The sequence below is a fragment of the Eubacterium sp. MSJ-13 genome, assembly GCF_018918235.1.
GTDB lineage: Bacteria > Bacillota > Clostridia > Lachnospirales > Lachnospiraceae > Butyribacter.
Map to the genome: position 1 here is coordinate 1 of NZ_JAHLQE010000014.1, position 24,917 is coordinate 24,917.

Annotated in this window: 19 protein-coding genes and 1 pseudogene; 9 read left to right on the top strand and 11 right to left on the bottom strand. The window is 32.3% G+C overall.

Annotation, left to right across the window (positions count from 1 at the left end; all coding sequences use genetic code 11):
- The 5 genes from KQI69_RS00620 to KQI69_RS00640 form a co-directional block, all read left to right on the top strand.
- Nucleotides 1–2,577 (top strand): hypothetical protein (locus KQI69_RS00620; RefSeq protein WP_216563350.1); only part of this gene is annotated, 2,577 nt, incomplete at its 5' end.
- A 1,633-nt stretch (nucleotides 2,578–4,210) separates the two neighbouring features.
- Complete coding sequence (locus KQI69_RS00625; RefSeq protein WP_216563351.1) at nucleotides 4,211–5,788, top strand: protein kinase; 1,578 nt, start codon at nucleotides 4,211–4,213, stop codon at nucleotides 5,786–5,788.
- Nucleotides 5,789–5,805: 17 nt separating this feature from the next.
- Nucleotides 5,806–7,806, top strand: a complete 2,001-nt coding sequence (locus tag KQI69_RS00630) for a carboxypeptidase-like regulatory domain-containing protein (protein ID WP_216563352.1) — start codon at nucleotides 5,806–5,808, stop codon at nucleotides 7,804–7,806.
- Nucleotides 7,807–7,999: 193 nt separating this feature from the next.
- Entirely contained in the window at nucleotides 8,000–9,016 is a 1,017-nt protein-coding gene (locus KQI69_RS00635; RefSeq protein WP_216563353.1) for a glycosyltransferase family 2 protein, read from the top strand.
- A 30-nt stretch (nucleotides 9,017–9,046) separates the two neighbouring features.
- Complete coding sequence (locus KQI69_RS00640) at nucleotides 9,047–9,790, top strand: GTP pyrophosphokinase family protein (protein WP_216563354.1); 744 nt, start codon at nucleotides 9,047–9,049, stop codon at nucleotides 9,788–9,790.
- Between the two features lie 105 nt (nucleotides 9,791–9,895).
- On the opposite strand, the gene KQI69_RS00645 is transcribed toward KQI69_RS00640, so the two are convergent.
- The 11 genes and pseudogenes from KQI69_RS00645 to rpmH all read right to left on the bottom strand — a co-directional run bounded on the left by KQI69_RS00645 (nucleotide 9,896) and on the right by rpmH (nucleotide 19,945).
- The gene (locus tag KQI69_RS00645) at nucleotides 9,896–10,423 is read right to left on the bottom strand and encodes a DUF4446 family protein (RefSeq protein WP_216563355.1); all 528 of its coding nucleotides are present in this window, start codon (nucleotides 10,421–10,423) and stop codon (nucleotides 9,896–9,898) included.
- 2 nt (nucleotides 10,424–10,425) lie between these two features.
- Nucleotides 10,426–11,367: a ParB/RepB/Spo0J family partition protein gene (locus KQI69_RS00650; RefSeq protein ID WP_216563356.1), complete on the bottom strand. Its 942-nt coding sequence runs from the start codon at nucleotides 11,365–11,367 to the stop codon at nucleotides 10,426–10,428.
- A 33-nt stretch (nucleotides 11,368–11,400) separates the two neighbouring features.
- Nucleotides 11,401–12,177 carry a ParA family protein gene (locus KQI69_RS00655; protein ID WP_216563357.1) on the bottom strand — a complete coding sequence of 259 codons (777 nt, stop codon included), beginning with the start codon at nucleotides 12,175–12,177 and terminating at the stop codon, nucleotides 11,401–11,403.
- A gap of 605 nt (nucleotides 12,178–12,782) precedes the next feature.
- The gene (gene rsmG, locus KQI69_RS00660; protein WP_216563358.1) at nucleotides 12,783–13,502 is read right to left on the bottom strand and encodes a 16S rRNA (guanine(527)-N(7))-methyltransferase RsmG; all 720 of its coding nucleotides are present in this window, start codon (nucleotides 13,500–13,502) and stop codon (nucleotides 12,783–12,785) included.
- Nucleotides 13,503–13,533: 31 nt separating this feature from the next.
- A complete protein-coding gene (gene mnmG / locus KQI69_RS00665) occupies nucleotides 13,534–15,402 on the bottom strand; it encodes a tRNA uridine-5-carboxymethylaminomethyl(34) synthesis enzyme MnmG (RefSeq protein ID WP_216563359.1) in 1,869 nt (622 codons plus the stop codon).
- A gap of 170 nt (nucleotides 15,403–15,572) precedes the next feature.
- A complete protein-coding gene (gene mnmE / locus KQI69_RS00670; RefSeq protein ID WP_216563360.1) occupies nucleotides 15,573–16,991 on the bottom strand; it encodes a tRNA uridine-5-carboxymethylaminomethyl(34) synthesis GTPase MnmE in 1,419 nt (472 codons plus the stop codon).
- Between the two features lie 242 nt (nucleotides 16,992–17,233).
- A pseudogene (jag, locus tag KQI69_RS00675) lies at nucleotides 17,234–17,854 on the bottom strand (RNA-binding cell elongation regulator Jag/EloR); the annotation flags it as partial.
- Nucleotides 17,855–17,896: 42 nt separating this feature from the next.
- Complete coding sequence (locus KQI69_RS00680; RefSeq protein WP_216563361.1) at nucleotides 17,897–19,162, bottom strand: YidC/Oxa1 family membrane protein insertase; 1,266 nt, start codon at nucleotides 19,160–19,162, stop codon at nucleotides 17,897–17,899.
- Nucleotides 19,163–19,199: 37 nt separating this feature from the next.
- Entirely contained in the window at nucleotides 19,200–19,412 is a 213-nt protein-coding gene (yidD, locus tag KQI69_RS00685) for a membrane protein insertion efficiency factor YidD (RefSeq protein WP_216563362.1), read from the bottom strand.
- A gap of 2 nt (nucleotides 19,413–19,414) precedes the next feature.
- A complete protein-coding gene (rnpA, locus tag KQI69_RS00690) occupies nucleotides 19,415–19,750 on the bottom strand; it encodes a ribonuclease P protein component (RefSeq protein ID WP_216563363.1) in 336 nt (111 codons plus the stop codon).
- 60 nt (nucleotides 19,751–19,810) lie between these two features.
- Nucleotides 19,811–19,945 carry a 50S ribosomal protein L34 gene (gene rpmH, locus KQI69_RS00695; protein ID WP_022015501.1) on the bottom strand — a complete coding sequence of 45 codons (135 nt, stop codon included), beginning with the start codon at nucleotides 19,943–19,945 and terminating at the stop codon, nucleotides 19,811–19,813.
- An 857-nt stretch (nucleotides 19,946–20,802) separates the two neighbouring features.
- On the opposite strand from rpmH, the gene dnaA reads away from it, so the two are divergent.
- The 4 genes from dnaA to recF all read left to right on the top strand — a co-directional run bounded on the left by dnaA (nucleotide 20,803) and on the right by recF (nucleotide 24,916).
- Nucleotides 20,803–22,182 (top strand): chromosomal replication initiator protein DnaA, encoded by a 1,380-nt coding sequence (gene dnaA, locus KQI69_RS00700; RefSeq protein WP_253288932.1) that lies wholly within the window; start codon nucleotides 20,803–20,805, stop codon nucleotides 22,180–22,182.
- Nucleotides 22,183–22,487: 305 nt separating this feature from the next.
- Nucleotides 22,488–23,588, top strand: coding sequence for a DNA polymerase III subunit beta (gene dnaN, locus KQI69_RS00705; RefSeq protein ID WP_216563365.1), 1,101 nt, complete (start codon nucleotides 22,488–22,490; stop codon nucleotides 23,586–23,588).
- A gap of 17 nt (nucleotides 23,589–23,605) precedes the next feature.
- Nucleotides 23,606–23,818: an RNA-binding S4 domain-containing protein gene (locus KQI69_RS00710; protein WP_055946629.1), complete on the top strand. Its 213-nt coding sequence runs from the start codon at nucleotides 23,606–23,608 to the stop codon at nucleotides 23,816–23,818.
- A 12-nt stretch (nucleotides 23,819–23,830) separates the two neighbouring features.
- A complete protein-coding gene (gene recF, locus KQI69_RS00715) occupies nucleotides 23,831–24,916 on the top strand; it encodes a DNA replication/repair protein RecF (RefSeq protein WP_216563366.1) in 1,086 nt (361 codons plus the stop codon).
- The last annotated feature ends 1 nt before the right edge of the window (nucleotide 24,917 follow it).

A 24,917-nucleotide genomic window follows, 5' to 3' on the forward strand; every position in this document is an offset into this window, starting at 1 on the left:
GCAAATGCAGTAAAATCAAGGCTTTTTGTTAAACTTGCACTAAAAAGAATAGAGAGGATAATTTTGAAACATTTATATAAAACAGCGGCACTATTATTACTATTTGGAATGTCAATTTTTCTTTTTAGGAAAATGATACCGGAGGCAGCAGCCGGAACCTCAAGCGCAACACAACTTCAAACAGCAACATTTCCAATAATGTATCTTCAACTTGGAAATGATTACACCATAAATACCCTTCATGGCTACAGCAGTGAATTAAACAGTTCATCATTTAGAGAATCAATCACACCTCTCTCAGCAGACAAATCTTTTTATGTAAAAATAAAAGAAAATAAATTAAAAATAAAAAAATTAACATACGCTTTAAAAGATATTGCAAATAATAAAGTGATTGAAACAAATAATCTCACCGCATTTGACATAAAAAACGGATATAAAACCCTTAAGATTAAATTATCTGAAAGTATTGATACCAGTACTGAATATGGCATGGAATTTACACTTACCACAAGCATGAGTAAGAAAATACATTTTTACACACGCATAAAATATTATGATACGGATTTCTTCTTAAAACAAAAAATGGAGTTTGTAACAAATTTTCACAATGCTACATTTAAATCCGGCAAAAAATTTAAATATATGAGTTATCTTGAGAGCAATACATCAAGCAACTCATCATATGCAAATGTAGATATAAATTCCTCCCCAGAACTTATTACATGGGGCAAATTAAATCCTAAAATCATTTCCGAAACCGTTCCTTCTATCAAGGAAATAAATGTCGAAACGGCTGCGATACAGTATCAATATTATGTACGTGCAAAGACATCATCAGGAAACGAAACATTTCTTGTAAAAGAGTTTTACAGAGTACGTTATTCAGGCGGCAGAATTTATCTGCTGTATTTTAAAAGAACTATGGAAGCAGATTTTAATCCAAAATTTATTTCAACTAAAAAAAATCAGTTTAAGATTGGAATAACAAACGAACAGGATTTTGATATAACAACAAATAAAAATTCAAATGAAGTTGCATTTGTACGAAATGGTTCTCTCTGGTACTATAATTTAGACAAAAATATTTTACATGAAGCTTTTAGCTTTTCACAGGAAAAAACAGATTACCTCAGAGACTGTTATGACCAGCATAATATAAAAATACTTAATTTTGATGACAAAAACACCATAAACTTTGTAGTATACGGTTACATGAACTGCGGTGATTATGAAGGACGCGTTGGCATCATACTTTATAACTATAATCCTTCAAAAAATATGATTACCGAACGCGTATATATACCGCTTGAAACAACATATCAGCAGTTAAAAGAAGACTTTGGCAAGTATTGTTATGTAAATAAACACAATATTTTTTATTTCTCAATAAACAATGTTGTATATGCATACAATATCTCATCAAGAAAATATGAGATATTAACCAAAAACGCTGTAAAAGATAATTTTTCAATGATGCAGGATGCCAAATGCTTTGTATGGTCAAATGCTTCAAGTTCAGACTATGCACAAAAAATTACAATATTAAATCTTGATACAGCAAAAAAACTTGAAGTAACTGCAAAATCAAATCAAAGTATAGTAGTTCTTGGTACAATTGATGCAAATGTTGTCTACGGTTTCGTCAGAAACAAAGATATTTACGAAAATAAAAGTGGTGAAATCATTCAGCCCGCTTATAAACTTGTAATCTCGGACTGCAATGGTAATATACTGCGTGACTATCAAAATAAAGGTATTTATGTTATCTCCGCAACTGTTGATGACAATGTCATACGACTCAAGCGAGTGCGCAGAACTGGAAATCAGTTTAAACCTACAAACTCAGATAGTATACTTAATCAAAAAAAGAAAACAGAGACAACAATACATGTTACAAAAAGAATTACAAAACAATCTCTGACAGAAAAGTATATTTGTCTTCCAACTGAACATATTATGAAAAAAATGCCTGCAATACAGAAATCAAAACATGTAATGGTAACCGAAAATACCACACTACATCTTTCTGATATAAGTGATACAGCCACAAAATATTATGTTTATGCATATGGCCAGATTACAACAAGTTCTACTGATCCTGCAAAAGCAATTAAAAAAGCAGATGAACAAATGGGAGTTGTGATGGATAACAAAACGCATCTTATATGGGAGCGTGGTGGAAAATTCATATCAAAAGAAATATCCGGAATGTCCTATCCTTCTACTTCTGACAGCATAAAAGCGTCGGCACTTATGCTTTTACAGGCAGCACAGGCACAAACTGATGAAGCATCGCTAAAGGGCAGTTCATTAATGTCTATATTGAAAAAACATATCAACCAGCCGGTTGATCTCACAGGATGTACACTCGATGAAGTCCTATACTTCGTAAGCAGTGGCAAACCTGTAATCGGTATGTTAAGCGCAACACATGCGGTTGTTATTACAGGTTACACAACAAGCACTGTGACATGGCTTGACCCTGTAACACATAAAAAGACAACTACATCACTTAACACTGCTGAAAGCACATTTAAAAGTGCTGGATATATCTTTATAAGTTATGTAAACTAAAATATAAAATCAATAAAAATGGGACTGTTGCATGAAGCATTATTCATACAATATGCAGACAAAAATGTATTATCAACACTTGCACATTGTATAGGCTATGCTTAATACGACAGCCCCATTTTTTATATCCTTTATTTATTTTATTATACATCGCTCCCACTGTCTCTTTTAATCTAATTGTTAATTTTTCACAAAAAAATATATATTTTTTGTTGTTTTTGACACTAGCAAATATCCTTAAAACATATTAGAATGTGAACCATCTTAATTTTATTATTTGATGTGCGGAAAGGATACATATGACACTTTTCCCACATTCACATAAATCAAACCATTATTGTTCAGACATACTTCAGACCAAGATATACCAGACTATATCATTTCTGATTCGACCAGCATTTAGTTTAATTTTTATTATAATATTATTTGTCTGCGTTACTATCACTGCTAAAATAACTCTGGCAGGTGATTCCATTTTTAATTCAGCTAAAAAACTGTATAGTATAAATGGCACACATGATAAACTTACACAGGCCATCAGACTAAAAAAAGATATCATCTACAATGATACCTTAAATAAAGCCGCGATAAATTTTTATTACATAAATAATCCATCACCGGATTACACACTATACATTAAATGCATTGACAAAAACATTTCGCCAAAATACATTCAGTTTTTTGATAATGCCTATAAGGAACTAGACTGCTGCATACAACAAAAATCCTCCTATTTGTCGATTGATATGAGTTCAGTATTACCTGACATCTCAGGAAAAAAGTGTATTTATATAACTATTGGCAACGCTTCCACTTCCGATGACAAATCTATAAATATTCTTTATGAGGAAAAAAGGGTACAACAGAATCAGACTAAAAACTCAAGAACTACTAAGAATAGTAATTCGACAAATACTACTAAAAAACGCACCCATAAAAGCACTTCGATTAGTACTAATACCAAGAGTACCAAAGTCTCCACGAGTACACGTAGGACTAGTCATGCTACTAAAAGGCCAGCCACGACTAAGAAGCACACTACTAATTCGGCCTCGCACCCTACTAATCCTAAGTCTTCTAGTTTCCATGGCACTAGGCGCACGACCACCACTTCAAAACCTGCTAATTCTGCAAATACTAGTCAGACATCAAAACACACTAAGGCTAAACATACTAAGCACACTTCAACTTGTATTAACAGCAATAATACTAATAGAACACCACGATGTACTAAAAGCAAAAACACTAAACACACTACTAAAAGCACATCAAATACTTCCCCAAAAATAAATAAAATTAAGAGAAATGTAACTGTAAATCAAACTAAAAAGCAACCAAATCATACAAATAAACTATACTCAGTGTCACTCACAAACAATTACATATCTTTAAAGCAAGGAGACTTTACATATCTTAATGCCACTATTCACCCAGCAAATCTACGCGGATGCAGACATATATGGACAACAAGTAGTAAAAACATTGCAACTGTTTCAGGCGGAAAAGTCACAGGAAAAAACCAGGGGCTGGCTATTATTAAAGTAACTATAATACATAAAAAAATCCGCAAAACAGCAACATGTACCATACGCATTATAAAATAATAAATTTATAAAAAAGAAAGAAGGTTCAAATGATTAAAGATGTTATTTCAACTAAAAATTTTATTCCAAATAAAATAAACAAACTAATCTCTGATTCTGAAAATATTTATACAACAAAAAACTGCTGTATACTTAAATTTTCAGATAAAAATAATAATAATAAAGTCCTTAAAATTTCCATTTATAACAAGGATGAATACGACATGCTAACAATTTTGAGACACTCTGATAATAAACATCTGCTTAAACCTGAAATAATTTATAAAAAAAACGGATTCCTTTATGCTGTTTATCCATACAAAACAACTCTTATTGAAGTTATACAATCAGATAATTTCAATTTTAATACTTTACTTAATTTAGCACTCGATTTATGCAACGGATTAATTTTTTTACATGAAAAAAAATATCTTCATTTAGATATTTCCCCAGATAATATTTACTTAAACGATGACAATTCATTTTGTATTGGTGACTACTCTTGCATGAGAAGTTCAAAAAAACAGATTAAACACCACAATCTATATCTGACCCCTGGTTATTCACCTCCAGAATTTACTGCATCACCAAAAAGCAAACTATCTATAAATGAATTATCAGATGAATACTCTCTTGGAAAAAGCCTCCTTTCACTTTTTCAAACACAAAATAATAACGAGCAAAAAGAGACTTTTAAATTAAAAAAAGAAAATAAAATTACTGAGGAGTTTAGGCAGATACTGCAAAAAGCTTGCTCCGAAATTCAGGATTTCAGATATTCATCTATATACGAGTTTAAGAACGCCATATCTGAATTTAAGTTACAAAACAAAAAAGTTCTTAATAATATTAAACTTTATATAAATGCTTCAGATAACATGTTTGACAACCTAAAAACACAGCCTGTAAAGAAAGAATACCATAAAATTTGCAATACCCCACTGCTTTCATTTGTCAACACACCTTTTTTTGTGACAATAGCAATCCTGTTAGCTGTACTCCTACCTATAATGACACTATATAATATATTTTTTTTGCCACATATATCCACTATATCGCCAAATGAAGCAAATACAACAATCACCTTCACAGACACAGCATCTGCTTATAAAAACACATCTAGTCCAACACCTGCAACTTATGCCACAGCAACAGTAACCCCGGACATATTACACATAAACGAGTTTGATGTCAAAGAACATATTATCAGGGAAATTTCCACTCATACATTAAAAAATATTGCTGGCAAACCTCTTGATAATAATGCACTAAAAATTTTGTCTGCAAATAATAATTCAATTGTTGATATAACCGGAATTGTATCATTTCAAAATATTGAGGAACTCTATATATCATGCAATAAAATAAAAAATATTAATGCACTATCAAAATTAAAACATTTAAAAACTTTAGTCATATCATCAAATTTATTAGAAGATATTTACATGTTATCAGAAATAAAAACACTCGAAAATCTTGATTTGTCATGTAATAAAACGTTAAAAAATATAACATCACTTAAAAAATTAAAATCACTAAGATTATTATGCCTTAACGAAACAAATATATCACAAAATGATATATCAAAATTAAAAAAATCACTTCCATATTGTAAAATTATAGATTAAAGAAAGAGAGGACAACTATGCAAAATATTATAACAAGCCAAATTAAAAACAATAATTTTTTTTCTGTTGTAAAATTCACATTATATACATTTATTTCTTTTATATTATTTATACTTTTAACTTTATATCTGCCTAAAACTTCATATGCAAAATCTCAAAATACTGCTGCCCCAAAATTTCAAAATAAATATGGTACTATATATATTGGCAATTCATACAAATACACAATTGTCAATTCACCCAAAAATGCAACTATTAAATTTACAATAAATAATAAAAAACTTGCAAAACTCAATTCCAAAACAGGCCTTTTAATTCCTAAAAAAATAGGTATTCTTACCCTAAAAGCTACATTTAAAAGCAGAAACAACAGAAATAATATCACACTAATAAAAAAAATTACAATAAAAAATAAAACGTCGTTAAACGATAATGAAGAACTTTTCTCTCCTCCGGCACATATAAACAGTATAAATTTTACAATAAAACTTAAAAGTGCCAGAATACTGCAACAAGCACAAGTGGAAAATTCTTATATCTCATTATCAAAAGATACACACCTTGCCAAAGGTAATTTCAAATCACTGTCAGATGATGGCAGATATATAACATACGAATTAAACAGTTCTTCTATAAAACTGTTCTCACCTGGTGACGGTTCTATGAACGGAACATACGAATTAGCCTGCACCTTATCTAAAAAAAGATATCCTATCAATTATACTGAACATATGCTTGGCCAATCTATTACCGGATTTGTTTTAGATAAGTCAGGAAAAGCCTTAGAAGATGCTTTAATTACAATTACTAACAACGATATAACTATAACTGCAAAAACAGATATTAACGGGTATTATATTATCCGTTTTCCAAAAGCAGAAAATATATCCATGTCTGTTTCTTGTCAAAACTATATTCCCAGATATATTGATAACATATCTCTAAAAGTAACAAAATCAATATGTAAAAATATTGTATTACATACAAATAACTCAAAAGAATTATCTGATTCACAACCTACAGCATTTTTTAAAATTACTGATAGTAGCAAGCAGCCCCAAAAAATTGAAATTACAACACTTGAACCGGATATATCTCATATAGCATCTGACAAGTCGGACATTGTTAAAAAAACTTTTTTTACTAATAACAACGGACAACTTTTACTGACAGCCAATCCTAATAGTACAGCTATATTACAAACAGATGCCGATATAATAAACATTTCTGAGAATATGAAAACTATTTCTCACATAAATGCAACCGCCCTGTCCACTACATCAAAAGATACTTTCAGTTTTTCATATGATGAAAATTACTGTATTAAAGTATACTCCAGTCATAACGGAGCATATATTCTAAAAAATGAATTTTCCTTTTCATTTAATGATTTTATATCAAATAATATTATATTTAATATATCACTGCCAGATGTAGAAAAAACATATTATCCCGAAATATTACTGCCCATCACCGTGGGCAGTAATATTAGTTACGATAAAATAAATTACTATTATGCAAATCTCTACAGAATTGGTACAAAATCTCCTATATGCTCATTTAGTTTCTGTGAAAACACGCCTGCTGATTTCAAATATCAGATAGACAAATTGAACCTATTTCTAAATGATGGTAATTTATATTATGCTGTATTCCAAGTATATGAGCAGTATAATAAAGAATTATGCCCTCCTATCCTTTACAGATTTGAAGTCAAAAACGCAAAGATATGTTTTGAAGTTCCAAAACTTGAATTTAACACAAATTATACTGTTGATAATAAATTTCCACTTTTACCTTCCTACCAAAATACTATAACTGACACTTCACTCCTGCCACAGGATACAACCTGTCTAAATACAATCCTTTGTTCCTATAACAGCTATGGTAATATACATAAGACATCTTTCGTTTCTCTGTCATCAAAATTACTGCAATATGAACTTTTAAATTCTGGAAACAGTTACATCATTTATACTGATAATTCAGAATTATCTACCGCAGCATATACTGATTAATTTTAAGCTGATATTTACTATTGCATCCGACAACTACACTCAGTTTATGCATCAATTGCTAAATTTTGCAGAATTACAGCTTATTTTAAATAATGTTATAAATAATTAAGAAATATTTACTTTAATATGCATCCATTTCATTATATAATAAGTATATGGTAAACTATAAAATTATTAAATGAATGGAGATATTATGAAACTATTAAGCGTTACAATTCCAAGTTACAATTCACATGAATATATGGAAAAAGCAATAACATCAGCCCTTGTAGGTGGGGATGACATCGAAATATTAGTTGTTGATGACGGTTCATCAGACAATACATTGGAAATTGCTCAAAAATATGAAAAAGCTTACCCAGGTATCGTACGTGCAATTCACAAAGAAAACGGGGGACATGGTTCTGCTGTAAATACAGGACTTGCAAATGCCACCGGGCTTTACTTTAAAGTGCTTGACAGTGACGATTGGTTTGATAAATCCAGTTTATTAAAAGTCATGGATTTTCTGCGCAGCGTTGTAACAGATACCAAGCCTCTTGATATGTTAATTTGCAATTATGTGTACGAAAAGCCAAGTGCCCACAAGCACAAATCAATAAACTATCACAGTGCTATTCCATGCAACAAATTCATTACTTGGAATGATGTAAAGCACTTTAAAATGAGTCAGAATTTACTTATGCATTCTATTATCTACAAAACAAAATTATTAAAAGAATGTAATTTGCAACTACCTGAACACACTTTTTATGTAGATAATTTATATGCATATATTCCTTTACCATATGTAAAAAATATGTTTTACCTTGATGTAGATCTGTACAGATATTTTATTGGCAGGGAGGATCAATCAGTAAATGAATCAATTATGATTAAGCGTATCGACCAGCAGCTTAAAGTTACAAAACTTATGATTGATGCACACGATCTTTCTTCTATTAAGAACAAAAAACTGCAGGCATATCTTACAAAGTATCTTGCTATGATGATGATTGTAAGTTCAGCTCTCCTTGTCAAAGATGGAACGCCAGAAAGCCTTGAAAAGCGAAAAGAACTTTGGATATATCTAAAAAACAAAAACAAAAGATTATATTATGTCATTTCAAACAGAAAGTTCGGTCGTCTTTTGCAATTAAAGAATAAGGTTGGAAGGCAGGTTATCATACTTGGTTATCGTTTCTGTAATAAAATTTATGGCTTTAACTAACAACTAAAACCAAATCAAAGGGGGGTTTTTATGGAAGTACCAATTTATTATAACGAAGAAGAAGAATGGCAGCGCGCCTTACTCCTTTATGATGCTGTTCTAAAAGAAATATGTACAAAAATAGAAATTTTAAACAACGAATTTAAGCTTGCTCACCAATACAACCCTATAGAACACATCTCTTCACGAATAAAATCAGCTGACAGCATTGCCAGAAAGATGAGAATCAACAACAGAGAGCTTACTGTAGAAAATATAATACGATATGTAAATGATGTTGCAGGTGTTCGTATCATATGTACATTTACATCTGATATTTACCGCATTGCCGATGCTATAGCAAAGCAAAGCGATGTCACTGTACTTCGTGTCAAGGACTATATCGCAAATCCAAAGCCAAACGGATATACAAGTTATCATATGATAGTGTCCATTCCTATCTTTTTATCTAATGATAAAATAGACACAAAAGTAGAAATTCAGATACGCACAATTGCAATGGATTTTTGGGCAAGCCTTGAACATAAAATCTATTATAAATTTGATGGAAAAGCTCCTGACGGAATACGCGAAGAATTAAAAGAATGTGCAAATATTATTTCTTTTCTTGACCAGAAGATGTTTTCTATTAACGAGGATGTTAAGCACTATCATGACGACTTTAATGGTGGTTCGTTTGTCACAAATGACCTGCCAGCACATATAACTAAAGAAAAATCTGATACTATTCCACCAGAATTGAAATCACTATATGGAAGTGTCGTTTCAGATTAGAAATTTTAAATAAAAGAGGCTATCGCATTAATAAAAATTTTTTTGCGATAGCCATTTCTTTATTTTATATTTAAATTCAGCTACTACACAGACCCCTGATGTCAATTATTCCACATCTCCAAATTTGTCTAGACCTGTATTAGACTTTGCTTCATCAAGTGCCTGCTGCTCTTCTTCTGATAAAATCACAAATGCTTCGCCATTTACCACTTCTTTTGCATATGTAAAACATCCTTCTCTTGAACTATGCATTGAATTTATTATAAATCCATTGTCCTCATCTGTAAGCAGAACCAAAACAAAGCTTAATTTTCCTCCAATTTCCTTGAATGCATCATATTTTACTAACCCTATTTTCCTATAAGAAGAAATGAGTTTTGCAGAGACATTATCAACTTTTTTATTTAACTCTTCCACCTCTGCCTCAAGAATATCAACAGACGAAAATTTATCTAAAATTGCTTTTTCAAGATTTTTTCCATCTTCCCCAGCCATAAACTTCTTATACTTTTTTCTTATACTTCCATTCTTTGCCATATTTATGATAAGCATAATAAACAATATAAATATTACTCCAGCCATGCCAATTACAACATATCCAATATCAATTCCAAACTCATTAAATAAATCCATTTTTAATTAACCTCGCTCTCATTTTTAATCCCATTTATCAATTCAAGTATTCTTTCAAACTCGCTCTGCGAATAGTATTCTATTTCTATTCTTCCCTTATCTTTAGATTTTCTGTTAATATTAACCTTTGTTCCAAAAGTCATTTTCAAATTTTCCTCATACTTTTTATATATTATTTCTTCCTGAGGATTTATTTCTTTCTTATTTTGTTTTTTTGCTGTCTTTCCATTTAAAATAGATTTTACAAGTTTCTCTGTTTCCCTTACACTTAATTTTTCATCAAATATTTTTTGTGCAAGTTCATACTGTAAATTGCCATCTTCTATTGGAATAAGAGTTCTTGCATGTCCACTTTTTAATTTTTCTTCAATTACCATTCTCCTCACTCTCTCATCAAGTTTAAGAAGCCTTAAAGAATTTGTAATTGCAACTCTACTCTTTGCCACTTTATCAGCAACTTCATCCTGTTTCAAATTATATTCCTTTATAAGCTGCTCATATGCCTCAGCTTCTTCTATTGGATTCAAATCCTCTCTCTGGATATTTTCAATAAGAGCAATTTCCATTATATCCTGATTACTATAATTTTTCACAACAACAGGTATATCCTTTAATCCTGCAATTTTAGCAGCTCTCCATCTTCTTTCACCTGCAATTATAGTATAAAGTCCTTTTTCAGCCTTTTGTACTACAAGTGGCTGTATTATTCCCCTCTGTCTGATTGACTCTGCCAACTCATGTATTGAATCTTCATCAAAACTTTTTCTAGGCTGATTTTTATTTGGCTCAATTTTGTTGATATCGATTGTATCAACTTCTTTAACAACTTCTTTGATTACCTCTTTGACAATCTCTTTAGTTGTTATATTCTCTTTTTCAGACTTCGTTTTTTCTTTTGCCTGTGGTATTAAAACATCTATACCCTTTCCCAGTCCTTTTTTCACGATATTTTTTTCCTTTCATTACACTTAATGATTTCATACTTTCTGATTTTTATTGTTTTCAATAACCTCATCTGCTAAAGCTCTGTATGCTTCAGCCCCAGCAGATCTTGGAGAATAAAGATTTATTGGTTGTCCATAACTTGGTGCTTCAGCCAATCTGACATTTCTAGGAATTATAGATTTATATATTTTTTTATCTATATTTTCTTTTACATTCTCGACTACCTGCAACGATAAACAGGTTCTCGCATCATACATTGTAAATACTACGCCCTCTATCTCTAATTCAGTATTTAATCTTTCCTTAACCAACTGAATAGTATACATAAGTTCACTCAATCCCTCCAAAGCATAATACTCGCATTGAATAGGTACAATAATAGAATCAGCCGTAGTCATTGCATTTACTGTTAAAGTATTTAATGAAGGCGGACAGTCAATTATAATAAAGTCATAATCATCTCTTATTCTGTCAACTTCTTTCTTTAATATGTATTCCCTGTCTTCCTTACCTATAAGTTCAATCTCTGCCCCAGCCAATCCTCTCTCAGATGGAACCACAAATAAATTTTCAACAATTGACAATGTTATTGTATCTTCTATCTTAACATTTCCTAAAAGTAATTCGTAACTGGTACTCTCTACTTTACTTTTGTCTATTCCTAACCCACTTGTTGTATTTCCCTGAGGATCCATATCAATTGTTAAAACTTTTTTCCCTTTTTCAGCCAGACAAGCTGATAAATTGATTGCAGTAGTAGTCTTACCTACACCACCTTTTTGATTAGATATCGCAATTATTCTCCCCATATTTCCACCTCATTTCTTTTTATATCTTATCAATATATTAACAGAAAACAAAACAATAAATAAGCGTTATGTTTCACGTGAAACATTTATTAACACGATATTTTTATACTACTAATATCACTTAATATTAGGCAAGCAGATATTGACAATCCACTCTGATACTTGCTTATAACACTATTAGCTGCTACCACAGCATATCAGAAGTGGATTGTCCCCATTCTGATATCAGAAATTCCCCACCCATCACTTGTTGCTATACACAATAGAAGTGAGGTACTTCGTTGATAGTGTTAAAATTCTATATGTCATATTTGATAATTTTTTACATTTTCTATTTTACAATAAAACAACTATTTTTTAAACAATAAATTTATCCGTAAAACAAAAATAGTATAATGTTTCACGTGAAACATTATACTATTTTTAGCCATCTTCTTCTACCATCACCCTAAAATATTCATATAATTTTAATTATCACATTTATTGCAATCATGTAAAATGTAGTACAACGAATAATTGATACATTGTACTAGCATACATAATTTTAACTTTACACTCACATAAAACCTGCAATAATAAATATATTATTTATCACTATTTATTTCCTATAACGGATTTTTTTTAGGTTTGCCACCCTGTCTTGGATATTTCTTATTTAATTCTTTTTTCTTTTCAAATACCACAAAGCTTCTGCTTATATCTGTATTTGGAATTTCAAACTTAATAACATTCTTTATTTTACAAAAAAGCTGTCTCTGTGCATTTTCCGACAATTTAATCTCATCTGTCACATCACCTGATTTATACGATACAAACACTCCACCTACACTTACAAAAGGTACACAATATTCCAACAATGTTGACATATTAGCGACAGCCCTTGAAACACAAACATCAAATTTTTCCCTATATTCCATATTCCGTCCAAGTTCCTCTGCCCTCGCATGAATCGTGGAAACATTTTTTAAATCACATATTTCTTTTACTTCATTAAGAAAATTTATTCTTTTATTTAACGAATCCATCAATAAAAATTCAGCATCATCTAAAACAATGGCAAGAGGTATCCCAGGAAATCCAGCTCCAGTACCAACATCAATTATCCTCTTGCCTTTCAGATCTATTTGAGGTATCAACGCAATACTGTCAACAAAATGTTTATATACTACTTCTCTCTCATCCGTTATTGCTGTAAGATTCATAACCTTATTTTTTTCAATGAGATATTCATAAAACTTTTCAAATTTATCAAGCTGGCAATCTGTCAGTTCAATATTTGCTGCCAAAGTTCCCTCTTTTAGCAGATTCTTCAATATATCACTCATATATTTTTCCTCTCATATATTTAACATAAAATTATTTTCCAAGATAAATAAGCAATACCGAAATATCCGCCGGTGAAACTCCTGAAATTCTTGAAGCCTGCCCTACAGATGCCGGTCTTAATTCTTTTAACTTTTGAACAGCTTCTTTTCTCAAACTGTAAACATCATCATAATCAATATCATCAGGTATTTTTTTGTTTTCCAGTTTTTTATACTGCTCAACCTGTCTTAACTGTCTTTTTATATATCCCTCATATTTAAGTTCAATATTTACCTGTTCTTTGACATCATCCGGAAGATTTTTTCTGTCCTTGTCAATATCCTTGATTATCTCATACGACAGCTCAGGTCTTTTTAACAATTCCGCCAAAGTAGTTCCCGATTGTAATGGTGTGCTTTCATATTTTGCCAAAAGTTCCTGCACTTCCGCTCTAGCGCCGACAGTCGTTTTTTTCATACGCTCAACTTCTTCACTTATCATTTTTTCCTTTTCAAGAAATCTGTTGTAACGCTCATCATCTATAAGGCCAATCTCGTGACCTATTCCTGTAAGACGCATATCCGCGTTATCCTGTCTGAGCAAAAGCCTGTATTCAGCTCTTGATGTCATCATTCTATAAGGTTCATTTGTTCCTTTAGTAACAAGGTCATCAATAAGTACACCTATATATGCCTGTGACCTGTCAAGAATAACAGGTTCTTTCCCTAAAAACTTCATTGCAGCATTTATTCCCGCAATAATTCCCTGAGCTGCTGCCTCCTCATATCCTGAACTTCCATTTGCCTGGCCTGCACTGAAAAATCCCGATATATTTTTAAATTCAAGTGACGCTTTTAACTGTAGAGGATTTATACAGTCATATTCGATAGCATAAGCATTTCTCACAATCGCTGCATGCTCAAGTCCCGGAACTGTATGGTACATCTTATACTGAACATCCTCTGGAAGTGAACTTGACATTCCACCTATATACATCTCATTTGTATACAGTCCTTCCGGCTCTAAAAATACCTGATGTCTTTTTTTATCAGCGAATCTTACAACTTTATCCTCTATAGATGGACAATATCTTGGACCAGTTCCTTTTATATTTCCAGAGTATATTGGCGACCTGTCAATATTTTCTCTAATAATTTCGTGTGTTTTTTCATTAGTATAAGTAAGCCAGCATGATACCTGCTCCCTCTCTAATTCCTCCGGTGTATTTGTAAACGAAAAAGGAACTATTTTTTTATCGCCCTTCTGCTCTTCCATCTTTGAAAAGTCTATCGTTCTTTTATCAACTCTTGCCGGAGTACCTGTTTTAAACCTTCTAAGCTCTATTCCAAGGTCTAAAAGTGATTGGCTGAGACTATTTGCAGCACTAAGTCCATTAGGTCCTGTATACTGACTCACATCGCCGTATATACATCTCGCCTTTAAATATGTTCCGGTACACATTATAACAACGCTGCAAGGATAAACTGCATCAGAAGTTGTCTTAACGGCGGCAACCTTTCCATCCTGTACAAGCACCTGTGCTACTTCACCCTGTTTTATTGTAAGATTGTCAGTATTCTCAAGAACCTGTCTCATAGAATTACTGTAATCTTTTTTATCAGCCTGTGCCCTCAATGAATGAACAGCCGGACCTTTAGACATATTAAGCATTTTTGTCTGAATAAATGTCCTATCAATATTTTTTCCCATCTCACCGCCAAGAGCATCAATCTCTCTTACCAGATGCCCCTTAGAACTTCCTCCTACATTAGGATTACACGGCATCATAGCGATACTGTCCACACTGACAGTAAATATAAGTGTCTTTAAACCAAGTCTTGCTGTTGCCAAAGCTGCTTCACATCCCGCATGACCTGCACCGATTACAACCGCATCATAACTATCATAAGTATATGACATCTTCTCAACCTCCGTTTTTTACAAAATTCATCTATTACATTATTAAAGCCTTACTCTTATGCAGCTTAATTTGATATTCTTCTAATTTTTTACTTGTCAACTCTTTCTAAACTATCCATCTTCTTGACTTTCATTCAAGAAGCATCCATCGCCTTCAACCCAGCCTATACTTATTTTCCCATACAAAATTCCTTAAATATCTTGTTGACCAGATCCTCCGATGCCGTTTCACCGTTTATAAGTCCAAGTCCCTTATAGGCATCCATCATGTCTATCGTAAAGAAATCCTCCGGCATTTCATCATCTATCGCCTGCAATACTGCATCTATGCTCTCTATGGCGGCCATTACAGCCTCTTTATGTCTGATACCTGTCAGATGAACCTGATTATTAAATGAAATATTTCCATTTAGGAATGAATTATTTACATACTCTTCTAATTCCTTCATTCCCTGCTTTGTCTCATTTGAAAATGTTATACACTCCCAATCAAGTTTCTTTTGTATATCACTGACCGTAGTAACAGGACTTAAATCTGACTTATTCATCAGTATGACACCTTTTTTCTGCTGCAATATATCAATAATCTGAAAATCCGCATCATCAAGTTTTTCACTTGAATCCACCACATAAATTATAAAATCACACTTATCTGCATACTCTATAGCTTTGTTTACACCTATATTTTCGACAACATCATCTGTCTCATGTATTCCTGCTGTGTCCACAAGATTTAATATCACATCCCCAAGTTTAACTCTCTCCTCAAGAATATCTCTTGTCGTTCCGGCAACATTAGTAACTATCGCTCTCTCCTCATCAAGTAAAAGATTCATCAACGATGACTTTCCTGCATTGGGCTTTCCAACGATAACAGTGTTTATCCCCTCCGACTTCATTCTCCCATCATCAAAATGCTCAACAAGTTCACTTAATTTTTCCCTGTCACTTTTAAGTTTATCTTTTAATTCAAACCTGAACTCCCCAAGGTCATAATGTTCCGGATCATCGAGTGCCGCTTCTATATACCCCATATCATGAAGTATATTCTGTCTTATATCTTCAATATATTTTGACAGATTTCCCTCAAGCTGACTTAATGCACTGTCCAAAGCGTAATTGTTTTCAGATGATATAAGTTTCATAACAGCCTCTGCCTGTGCAAGGTCTATCCTTCCATTTAAAAAGGCTCTCTTTGTAAATTCTCCTGGTTCTGCCAAAACTGCACCATTTTTCAAAACTGTTTCTAATATCTTTTTCACAATGAACGGTCCACCATGAGAATCAATTTCTATAACATCCTCTCTGGTATAACTGTTTGGCTTTTTCATAACCAGAACCATAACTTCATCAATAACTTTCCCCTCATCAACTATAAATCCATAATGTATCGTATGTGAGTTTATTTTTTCAAAATATTTGTCATCTCTTTCTATCCCAGCCTTTTCACACTCTGATGACAGATCTATCTGACTTCTCTTTCTAAAAATCTTTCCGGCAACATGAAGAGCTTCATCTCCGCTTATTCTTATAACTCCTATTCCGCCGCCCATTCCGCTTGCAATACTAGCAATAGTCTTTGTATACATTAAATCCTCCAAAATATGATATAAACCCAAAAAAGGGACTGATCTAAACCAGCCCCTTTCCTTTATTCGCTATCTGTTACCTTTTTCTCATCAACAGGAACGGTGTCACTTCCCTGACCATCTCTGTTGTAATTTTTTCTATATGAATTATTGTATTTTTTATAACCACCGTTATTTCTGTATTTTGGTCTGTTTCCGTAACCGTATTTTTTCTTCTTTTCATATTCTTTCTCAAATCCCGGCTTTAAAGAAATAACAACCTTTCTGTATGGCTCCTCACCCTCACTGTGAGTCTCAACAAATTTGTCATTTTGAAGTGTAGAATGAATAACTCGTCTTTCATAAGGATTCATCGGCTCTAATACGACACTCTTATGAATTCTCTTAACCTTGTGTGCAAGATTTCTTGCAAGATTTTCAAGAGTCTATTTTCTTCTCTGACGATAATTTTCTGTATCTATCTTAACCTTTACATAATCATCAGTCTTTTTATTGATAACAAGACTTACAAGATACTGAAGCGAATCAAGTGTCACACCTCTCTTACCGATAAGCATCCCCATCTCATCACCTGAAAGTTCAATATTCATCTGATTTTCAACTTCATTGTACTCAATCTCAATATCAACATTCATCTCCATAGCCTTGAATACATCACTTAAAAATTCAACTGCAGTTTCCTGAATATCATCTTTTTTTCTGACACGAACTACTGCCTGCTTGCTAAACAATCCAAGTATACCTGAACTTCCCTCTTCAACAACTTCATATTCAACCTTATCACTTGTTGTCTTTAATTCTACCAACGCATTTGTTATCGCATCATCGACAGTTTTTGCTGAAAATTCTCTCCACTCTGACATATTCTCCTCCGTTTCCATAACGGCAAATGCAAATACTGTTCATTATTTTTTACCCGTATTATTATCATCACGAGCCAGCATATTTGCATATGCAGCTATACTACCTTTTTTATAATTTTTATTTCCGCCATTATTAGGTGATTCTTTTGTGCTGACCACCTTTGCATTCTTATTTATTCCGCTATTCTTATTTGTTTTCTGAACCTGTGTATTATTTATTGAACTTGTCCTCTGTTTTGCTATATCCTGCATTGTAGTATTAGGATCAAGTCCCATCTTTTCCATACGTTTCTTATTCTTCTCAACATTCTTTGCCATCTCGGCATCCATGTCCATCTTTGAAAAATAAATATTTATTCCGATTCCCTGGAATATACGGAAAACATTACCTGCAACCCAATATATACCAACACCGATAGGGAACATGAAACACATAAGACCTGTAACAAAAGGCATAACATTGTTCATCGTCTTCATAGACTGTGCTGTCGGATTATCTGCTGCATCCGGCTGCTGTGTTCCTGCCATACTTATCTTCATGCTGACAATCTGTGTAATAACAGACAATATTGGAATGATAACACTTACACTTTTTATTGCTGGCGTATCTGCGATATTCAACCCTAAAAATGTATTGATATGCTTTGATTTATCAGCTACTTCCATAATTGCAGTTTTTAAATCAGGGCATTTTGCAGCAAGCTGAGTCCATGCACTTGTATTAAACTGACCTAAAACATCAATAAAATAACTTATATTGTCACTTTTCTTTGCAGCCGTCACGGCATTTGTGATAACATATGTGCTTGATGAAACCATCTTTGAAAGCTGCTCAACACTTACTCCTGCACTTTTAACCTGCTCGGCAATTCCACTGTAAATATCATAAACCTGAGGTACATACGCCGGAATATTGTAAATTACACGATACAACGCAAATAATATAGGAAATGTAATCAGCATAGGCAGACATCCGCTTGCCGGACTTACGCCATATTTCTGATACACCGCCTGTGTTTCTAAAGACATCTTCTGCTGTGATGCCTGATCTTTCTTATTTTTATATTTTTTCTGAATCGCCTGAATTTCAGGATTCATTATCATCGACATTTTAGAGAATTTCTGCTGTTTGATCTGCATAGGCATCATCAGACCATTTACTAAAAAAGTAAATAAGATCATACAGATTCCTGTATTCTCAATACCAAAATTTGCTAATAAAGCATATAACGCCTGTAAAATATAACCCAAAACTCTCGCTATAGGTCCTAAAATAGCACCCTGGTAAGTCGTTAAAATTACATTCATAAACTATAAGTCCTCCTGTGCCAAATCAAAGGGGCGATCAAGGAACCGGATCGTACCCACCCTTCGCAAAAGGATGACACCTCAAAATTCTTTTTACAGCCAAAAAACTCCCTTTAAAAAAACCATACTTTTCAAGTGCTTCTATCGCATACTGTGAACAAGTAGGTGTATATATACACGCCGGTCTTCCTTTCAAGGGAGATATATATTTACGATATATTTTTATAACAAATATAAGTATTGATTTCATAGTTAATCATCTCTTAAAATCCCATGCACCTTACCCAAATGTAAAAATGCACTTGCAATATCACTATACTTTTTACCCTTAGCTGTATTTCTAGCAATTATAACAATGTCATAACCCCTGGCAAACTTTTCCTCATTTAACCTGATACTCTCTCTTATCAATCTGGTAACCCTATGCCTGACAACACTATTTCCAACTTTTTTACTGACTGTTATTCCATATCTGTTTTCACTGCTGCCATTTTTTAATAAATACATAACCAGGTATCTATTGGCATAGGATTTTCCATGATGATATACATTTAAAAATTCAAAATTCTTTGAAATAGATATAAACACAACTTTTCCCTCTACAAAGGCAAATCTTTATAATAGAAGAAAAGGTCACATAAATGCGACCTATGCGGATAACTTATGTCTTCCTTTTGCTCTTCTGCTTGCTAATACTTTTCTTCCATTAGCTGTCTGCATTCTTTTTCTAAAACCATGAACCTTTGATCTTGATCTTTTCTTTGGCTGAAATGTCATCTTCATTACAAAACACCTCCTTTATTTCTACTTCTACGCATATAATCACGCATATCACATATTATATTAGCAAAAGTCAATTTCGTCAAGTAAAATTCTTGATTTTAGTTGTTTTTTATAAATGTTTTATTTTCTGAAGTCAGTGATACAATACACCAGATAATATTGCCATCAGATATTATAAACTGTTAATGTAAGTCAATTTTTAACCTCATTATTAACATAATTTAACATATATTCAACATTATTATGCACAAGTTAATACTGTTAATGTCAAAAATTGTAGATATGTGCATTTAAATTAACACATATTATAATAGGAAGAAACTTTTTTATTTCATTATTTTATATTAAAATTTCCACATAAAAAATCAACATATTCAACATTACAATCTACACAACCCAAAGTCCCATAAATACTGCATGTTTTATTGTCAACAAAATGTATGTTTGCCATAAGTTATGAACAAATTGTGCACAAATTGTGGATAACATTTGTTTTTTACTATATGATTTCAACAGTTATCAACAAAGTTATCAACACTATCCACTTTTTTGTTTATTTTCAGCTACTTTATTGTATTTTTTAACAAATAACAAGTTATGCACATTTTTTGTTTATTTAGTGTGGATAACTGTTAATAACTCCTTATACTAAGTTTTATATTCATTATTAACATTATAAACAACATATCAACAAACTTTATTAACATATCATCACTTTTGTTGATAAAAACTTGTATTTTAACTATTTTTGAGATAAAATGAGTATGTATGATGTGTTAATAGCGCCTATTTTTCTTTGTTTATACGTATTAGGTTATGCACATTTGTGAAATATTAAAGAAATGAGGTACAAAATCTTGGAAAATGAGCTTTATGAAAGATGGGATGAGATTCTTGAACGTATGAAAATAGATTTTGACATTTCAGATGTATCTTTTCGTACTTTTATCAAGAAATTAAGTTTATATGGAATTGAAAATAACCTTATCACAGTACTTATAGATGATACAAGCATTGGAAGCAACAGTAAACAGTTTATTGAGCAAAAATACAACACTTTTCTTTCTGTTGCCATTGAAGAAGTAACAAATGTCCATTACGACCTTACCTACATTTCTTTAACTGAACTTGATGCTAAAAGTTCAAACAATGTTCCTGAAAAAGAAGAAAAAAAAGTAAGACTGAACCCTTCTATCAATCCTAATTATACATTCGATACTTTTATAGTGGGTGACAATAATGACTATGCCCATGCCGCATCTTTAAAAGTGGCAGAAGAACCCGGAGATACTTATAATCCACTTTTTATATACGGAGGTGCAGGTCTTGGCAAGACTCATCTCATGCATGCCATAGCTAATTACATTTTAGAACACGATAAATCTAAAAAAGTCGTTTATGTTACAAGTGAAACTTTTACTAATGAAATAGTTGATGCTGTTCGTGATAGTAAAAATGAACATTCTACTGCGCGTCAGGATTTTAGAAATAAATATAGAACAGTTGATGTTCTTCTTATAGATGATATTCAGTTTATCGAAGGTAAGGAAGCTACACAGCTCGAATTCTTTCATACCTTTAACCATCTTCATCAACAAGGTAAACAAATAATCATCTCAAGTGATAAACATCCTTCTACCATGACAACCCTTGAAGAACGCCTTCGTTCTCGTTTTGAAATGGGACTTACAGTAGATATAAAAACACCAACATATGAAACCAGAATGGCAATTCTCCGTAAAAAAGTCATTGAAGAAAATATCGCAATAGACGATTCGATACTTGATTATATCGCTTCAAATATTGTTTCTAATATAAGAGAACTTCAGGGTGCGATAAATAAAGTTATTTCATTTTCTAATCTTTGTGGCAAAGAAGTAACAATGGAACTTGCACGCGAAGCTTTATCCGACATGATAAATCCTAATATGAAGCGACAGATTACAATAGATTATATTATTGAAACTGTTGCAGATCATTTTGGAATTACAGTAAAAGACCTCATGTCTACAAAGCGTAACTCAAATATCGCATTTCCACGCCATATTTGTATGTATTTATGCCGCCAGCTTACTAGCAGTCCTCTTGCTGAAATTGGCAATAAGCTTGGAAACCGACATCACTCAACCATACTACACGGCATTGAGATAATTGAAAAAAAATTAAACGATCCTGATAATAATGAAGATCTTATTAAAACACTTGACGTTCTTAATAAGAAAATAGATCCTCAATAAATAAATATTTTTATACTATGAAGACTAGCAGGATTTTTGTTGAAATAGAATTGACATATTGACATTTTTTGTTGAAACAGGTCAACAATTTTACTGTTTATGATTTTTAAATTGTTGATAAAATGTAAGTTTTCAACATTAATTCAGAATTTGTTAAGATAGTTATCCATATTGACAAATTCAGTATCCACAGCGGTTAGAGGTACTTTTCAACTTATCCACACCCCCTACTGCTGCTACTGCTGAAATCCTTAATATTATTTTATATTTTTTTGCAAATAAATTTCTGAAGGGAGTTATACACAATGAACATCATTTGTGATAAGAGTAAATTACTTGAAGGTATCAATATTGTTTTAAAGGCTATTCCTGGTAAATCCACAATGGCTATATTAGAATGTCTTGTTCTTGAAGCTGAGAATGATACTATCAAATTGATTGCCAATGATCTTGAAATTGGTATTGAAACTATAATTGAAGGTAGGATTGTTGAAGAAGGATGCGTTGCAATAAGTGCCAAGGTCTTTTCTGATATTATTCGTAAATTACCTTCCGATGAGGTAGAGATAAATGTTGATGAAACTTATCAACTTAACATTAAATGTGGAAAAGCCAAGTTTAATATTTCAGCAAAACCTACAGATGAATTTCCCTATCTGCCACAGATTGTAAAAGATAAATATGTAGAAATATCACAGTTTACACTTAAAGATATCATAAGACAGACAGTTTTCAGTATTTCTGACAATGAAAATGCCAAGGTTATGACAGGTGAATTATTTGAAATCAATGATTCGACACTTAAAGTTGTTTCGCTTGATGGACATAGAATATCTATAAGAAAAGTCGAACTTAAAAATAATTACGATAATATAAGTGTTATTATTCCAGGAAAAACTTTGATTGAAATAAATAAGATACTTAATGGCGGAATTGATGATGAAGTTAAGATTTATTTTACTGACAGACATATCCTCTTTGAATTTGACAGTACGATAGTTTTATCAAGACTTATAGAGGGAGAATACTATAAGATTGATAAAATGTTATCAAGTGATTATGAAACAAAGATTACAGTAAATAAAAAAGAGATGCTTGACAGTATTGACAGAACTACGCTTCTTGTAAAGGAATCTGAGAAAAAGCCTGTTATTATTGATATTAAAGATAACAGTATGGGATTTGCAATGAACTCCTCAATTGGTTCAATGCATGAAGAAATTGACGCTGTTAAGGAGGGAAAAGATATACTTATAGGATTTAATCCCCGTTTCTTAATGGATGCATTAAGGGTTATAGATGATGAGGAGATTACACTCTATATGATAAATCCTAAGGCACCTTGTTTTATCAGAGATAAGGATGAAAGTTATATTTATCTGATTTTACCGGTTAATTTTAATTAAAATGATAGGAGGCTGTGATGGAAGCAATACAGATTAGTGATGAATTTATAAAACTTGGTCAGGCACTTAAACTTGCAAACCTTGTTTCTTCAGGGGTTGAAGCAAAAATTGTCGTTCAAAATGGTGAGGTTAAAGTTAATGGTGAGGTTGATACTAGAAGAGGCAGAAAACTTTATCCTCAGGATGTATTTGAGTATGATGGCAAACAGGTTACTGTTATTGGAGAGTAAGGTGGGAAGGTTATGAAAATTGATTCCATAGAGGTTGGTAATTTCAGAAATTATGATTCTGCCAGACTTGATTTCCATGAACATACAAATATTCTTTATGGCGATAATGCTCAGGGAAAGACAAATATCTTAGAATCTATTTTCGTAGCGGGAACTACTAAGTCACACAAGGGCAGCAATGACAGGGAACTTATAAAAATAGGCTGTGATGAGGCTCATATACGCATGTTTATAAATAAACGCGGGATATCACACCGTATAGATATGCATCTTAGAAAAAATAAGGCAAAGGGAATTGCCATTGACGGAATTCCGATAAGACGGTCAAGTGAACTGCTTGGTATGGTAAATATAATCTTCTTTTCTCCGGAAGATTTAAGGATTATAAAAAACGGACCTTCAGAGCGAAGGAGATTCGTAAATCTGGAATTGTCACAGCTTGACAATGTTTATCTTTATGATCTTGGTGAGTACAATAAGGTACTTCAGCAGAGAAATAAATTGTTAAAACAGATAATGTATAAGCCATCACTTGCAGATACACTTGATATATGGGACGAACAGCTTGTTCTGTATGGAACAAAGATAATAAAAAGCCGTACAAAATTTTTGGAAATGCTTTCAGAGATCGTCACACAAAATAATGTAAAATTGACTGGTGGCAGAGAACATGTAAAGGTTTTTTATGAGCCTGATATATCAGTGGAAAATTTTTCAAAAAAATTAAGAGATACAAGGGAAAAAGATCTGCATTTTTGCAACACAGGTGTCGGACCGCACAGAGATGATATATGTTTTATGAATGATGACATAGATATACGCAGATATGGTTCGCAGGGACAGCAGAGAACATGTGCACTTTCACTTAAACTTGCAGAGATAGAACTTGTTAAAAAAATAATAGGCGATACACCTGTATTATTACTTGACGATGTATTATCGGAACTTGACAGAAACAGGCAGAATTTTCTGCTGGAAAGCATAAGTGATATACAGACGATAGTTACATGTACTGGACTCGAAGAATTTATAGACAAGAGTCTTGCTTTAGACAGAATTTTTAAAGTGACAAATGGTACAGTACAGATAGAGAAATAAA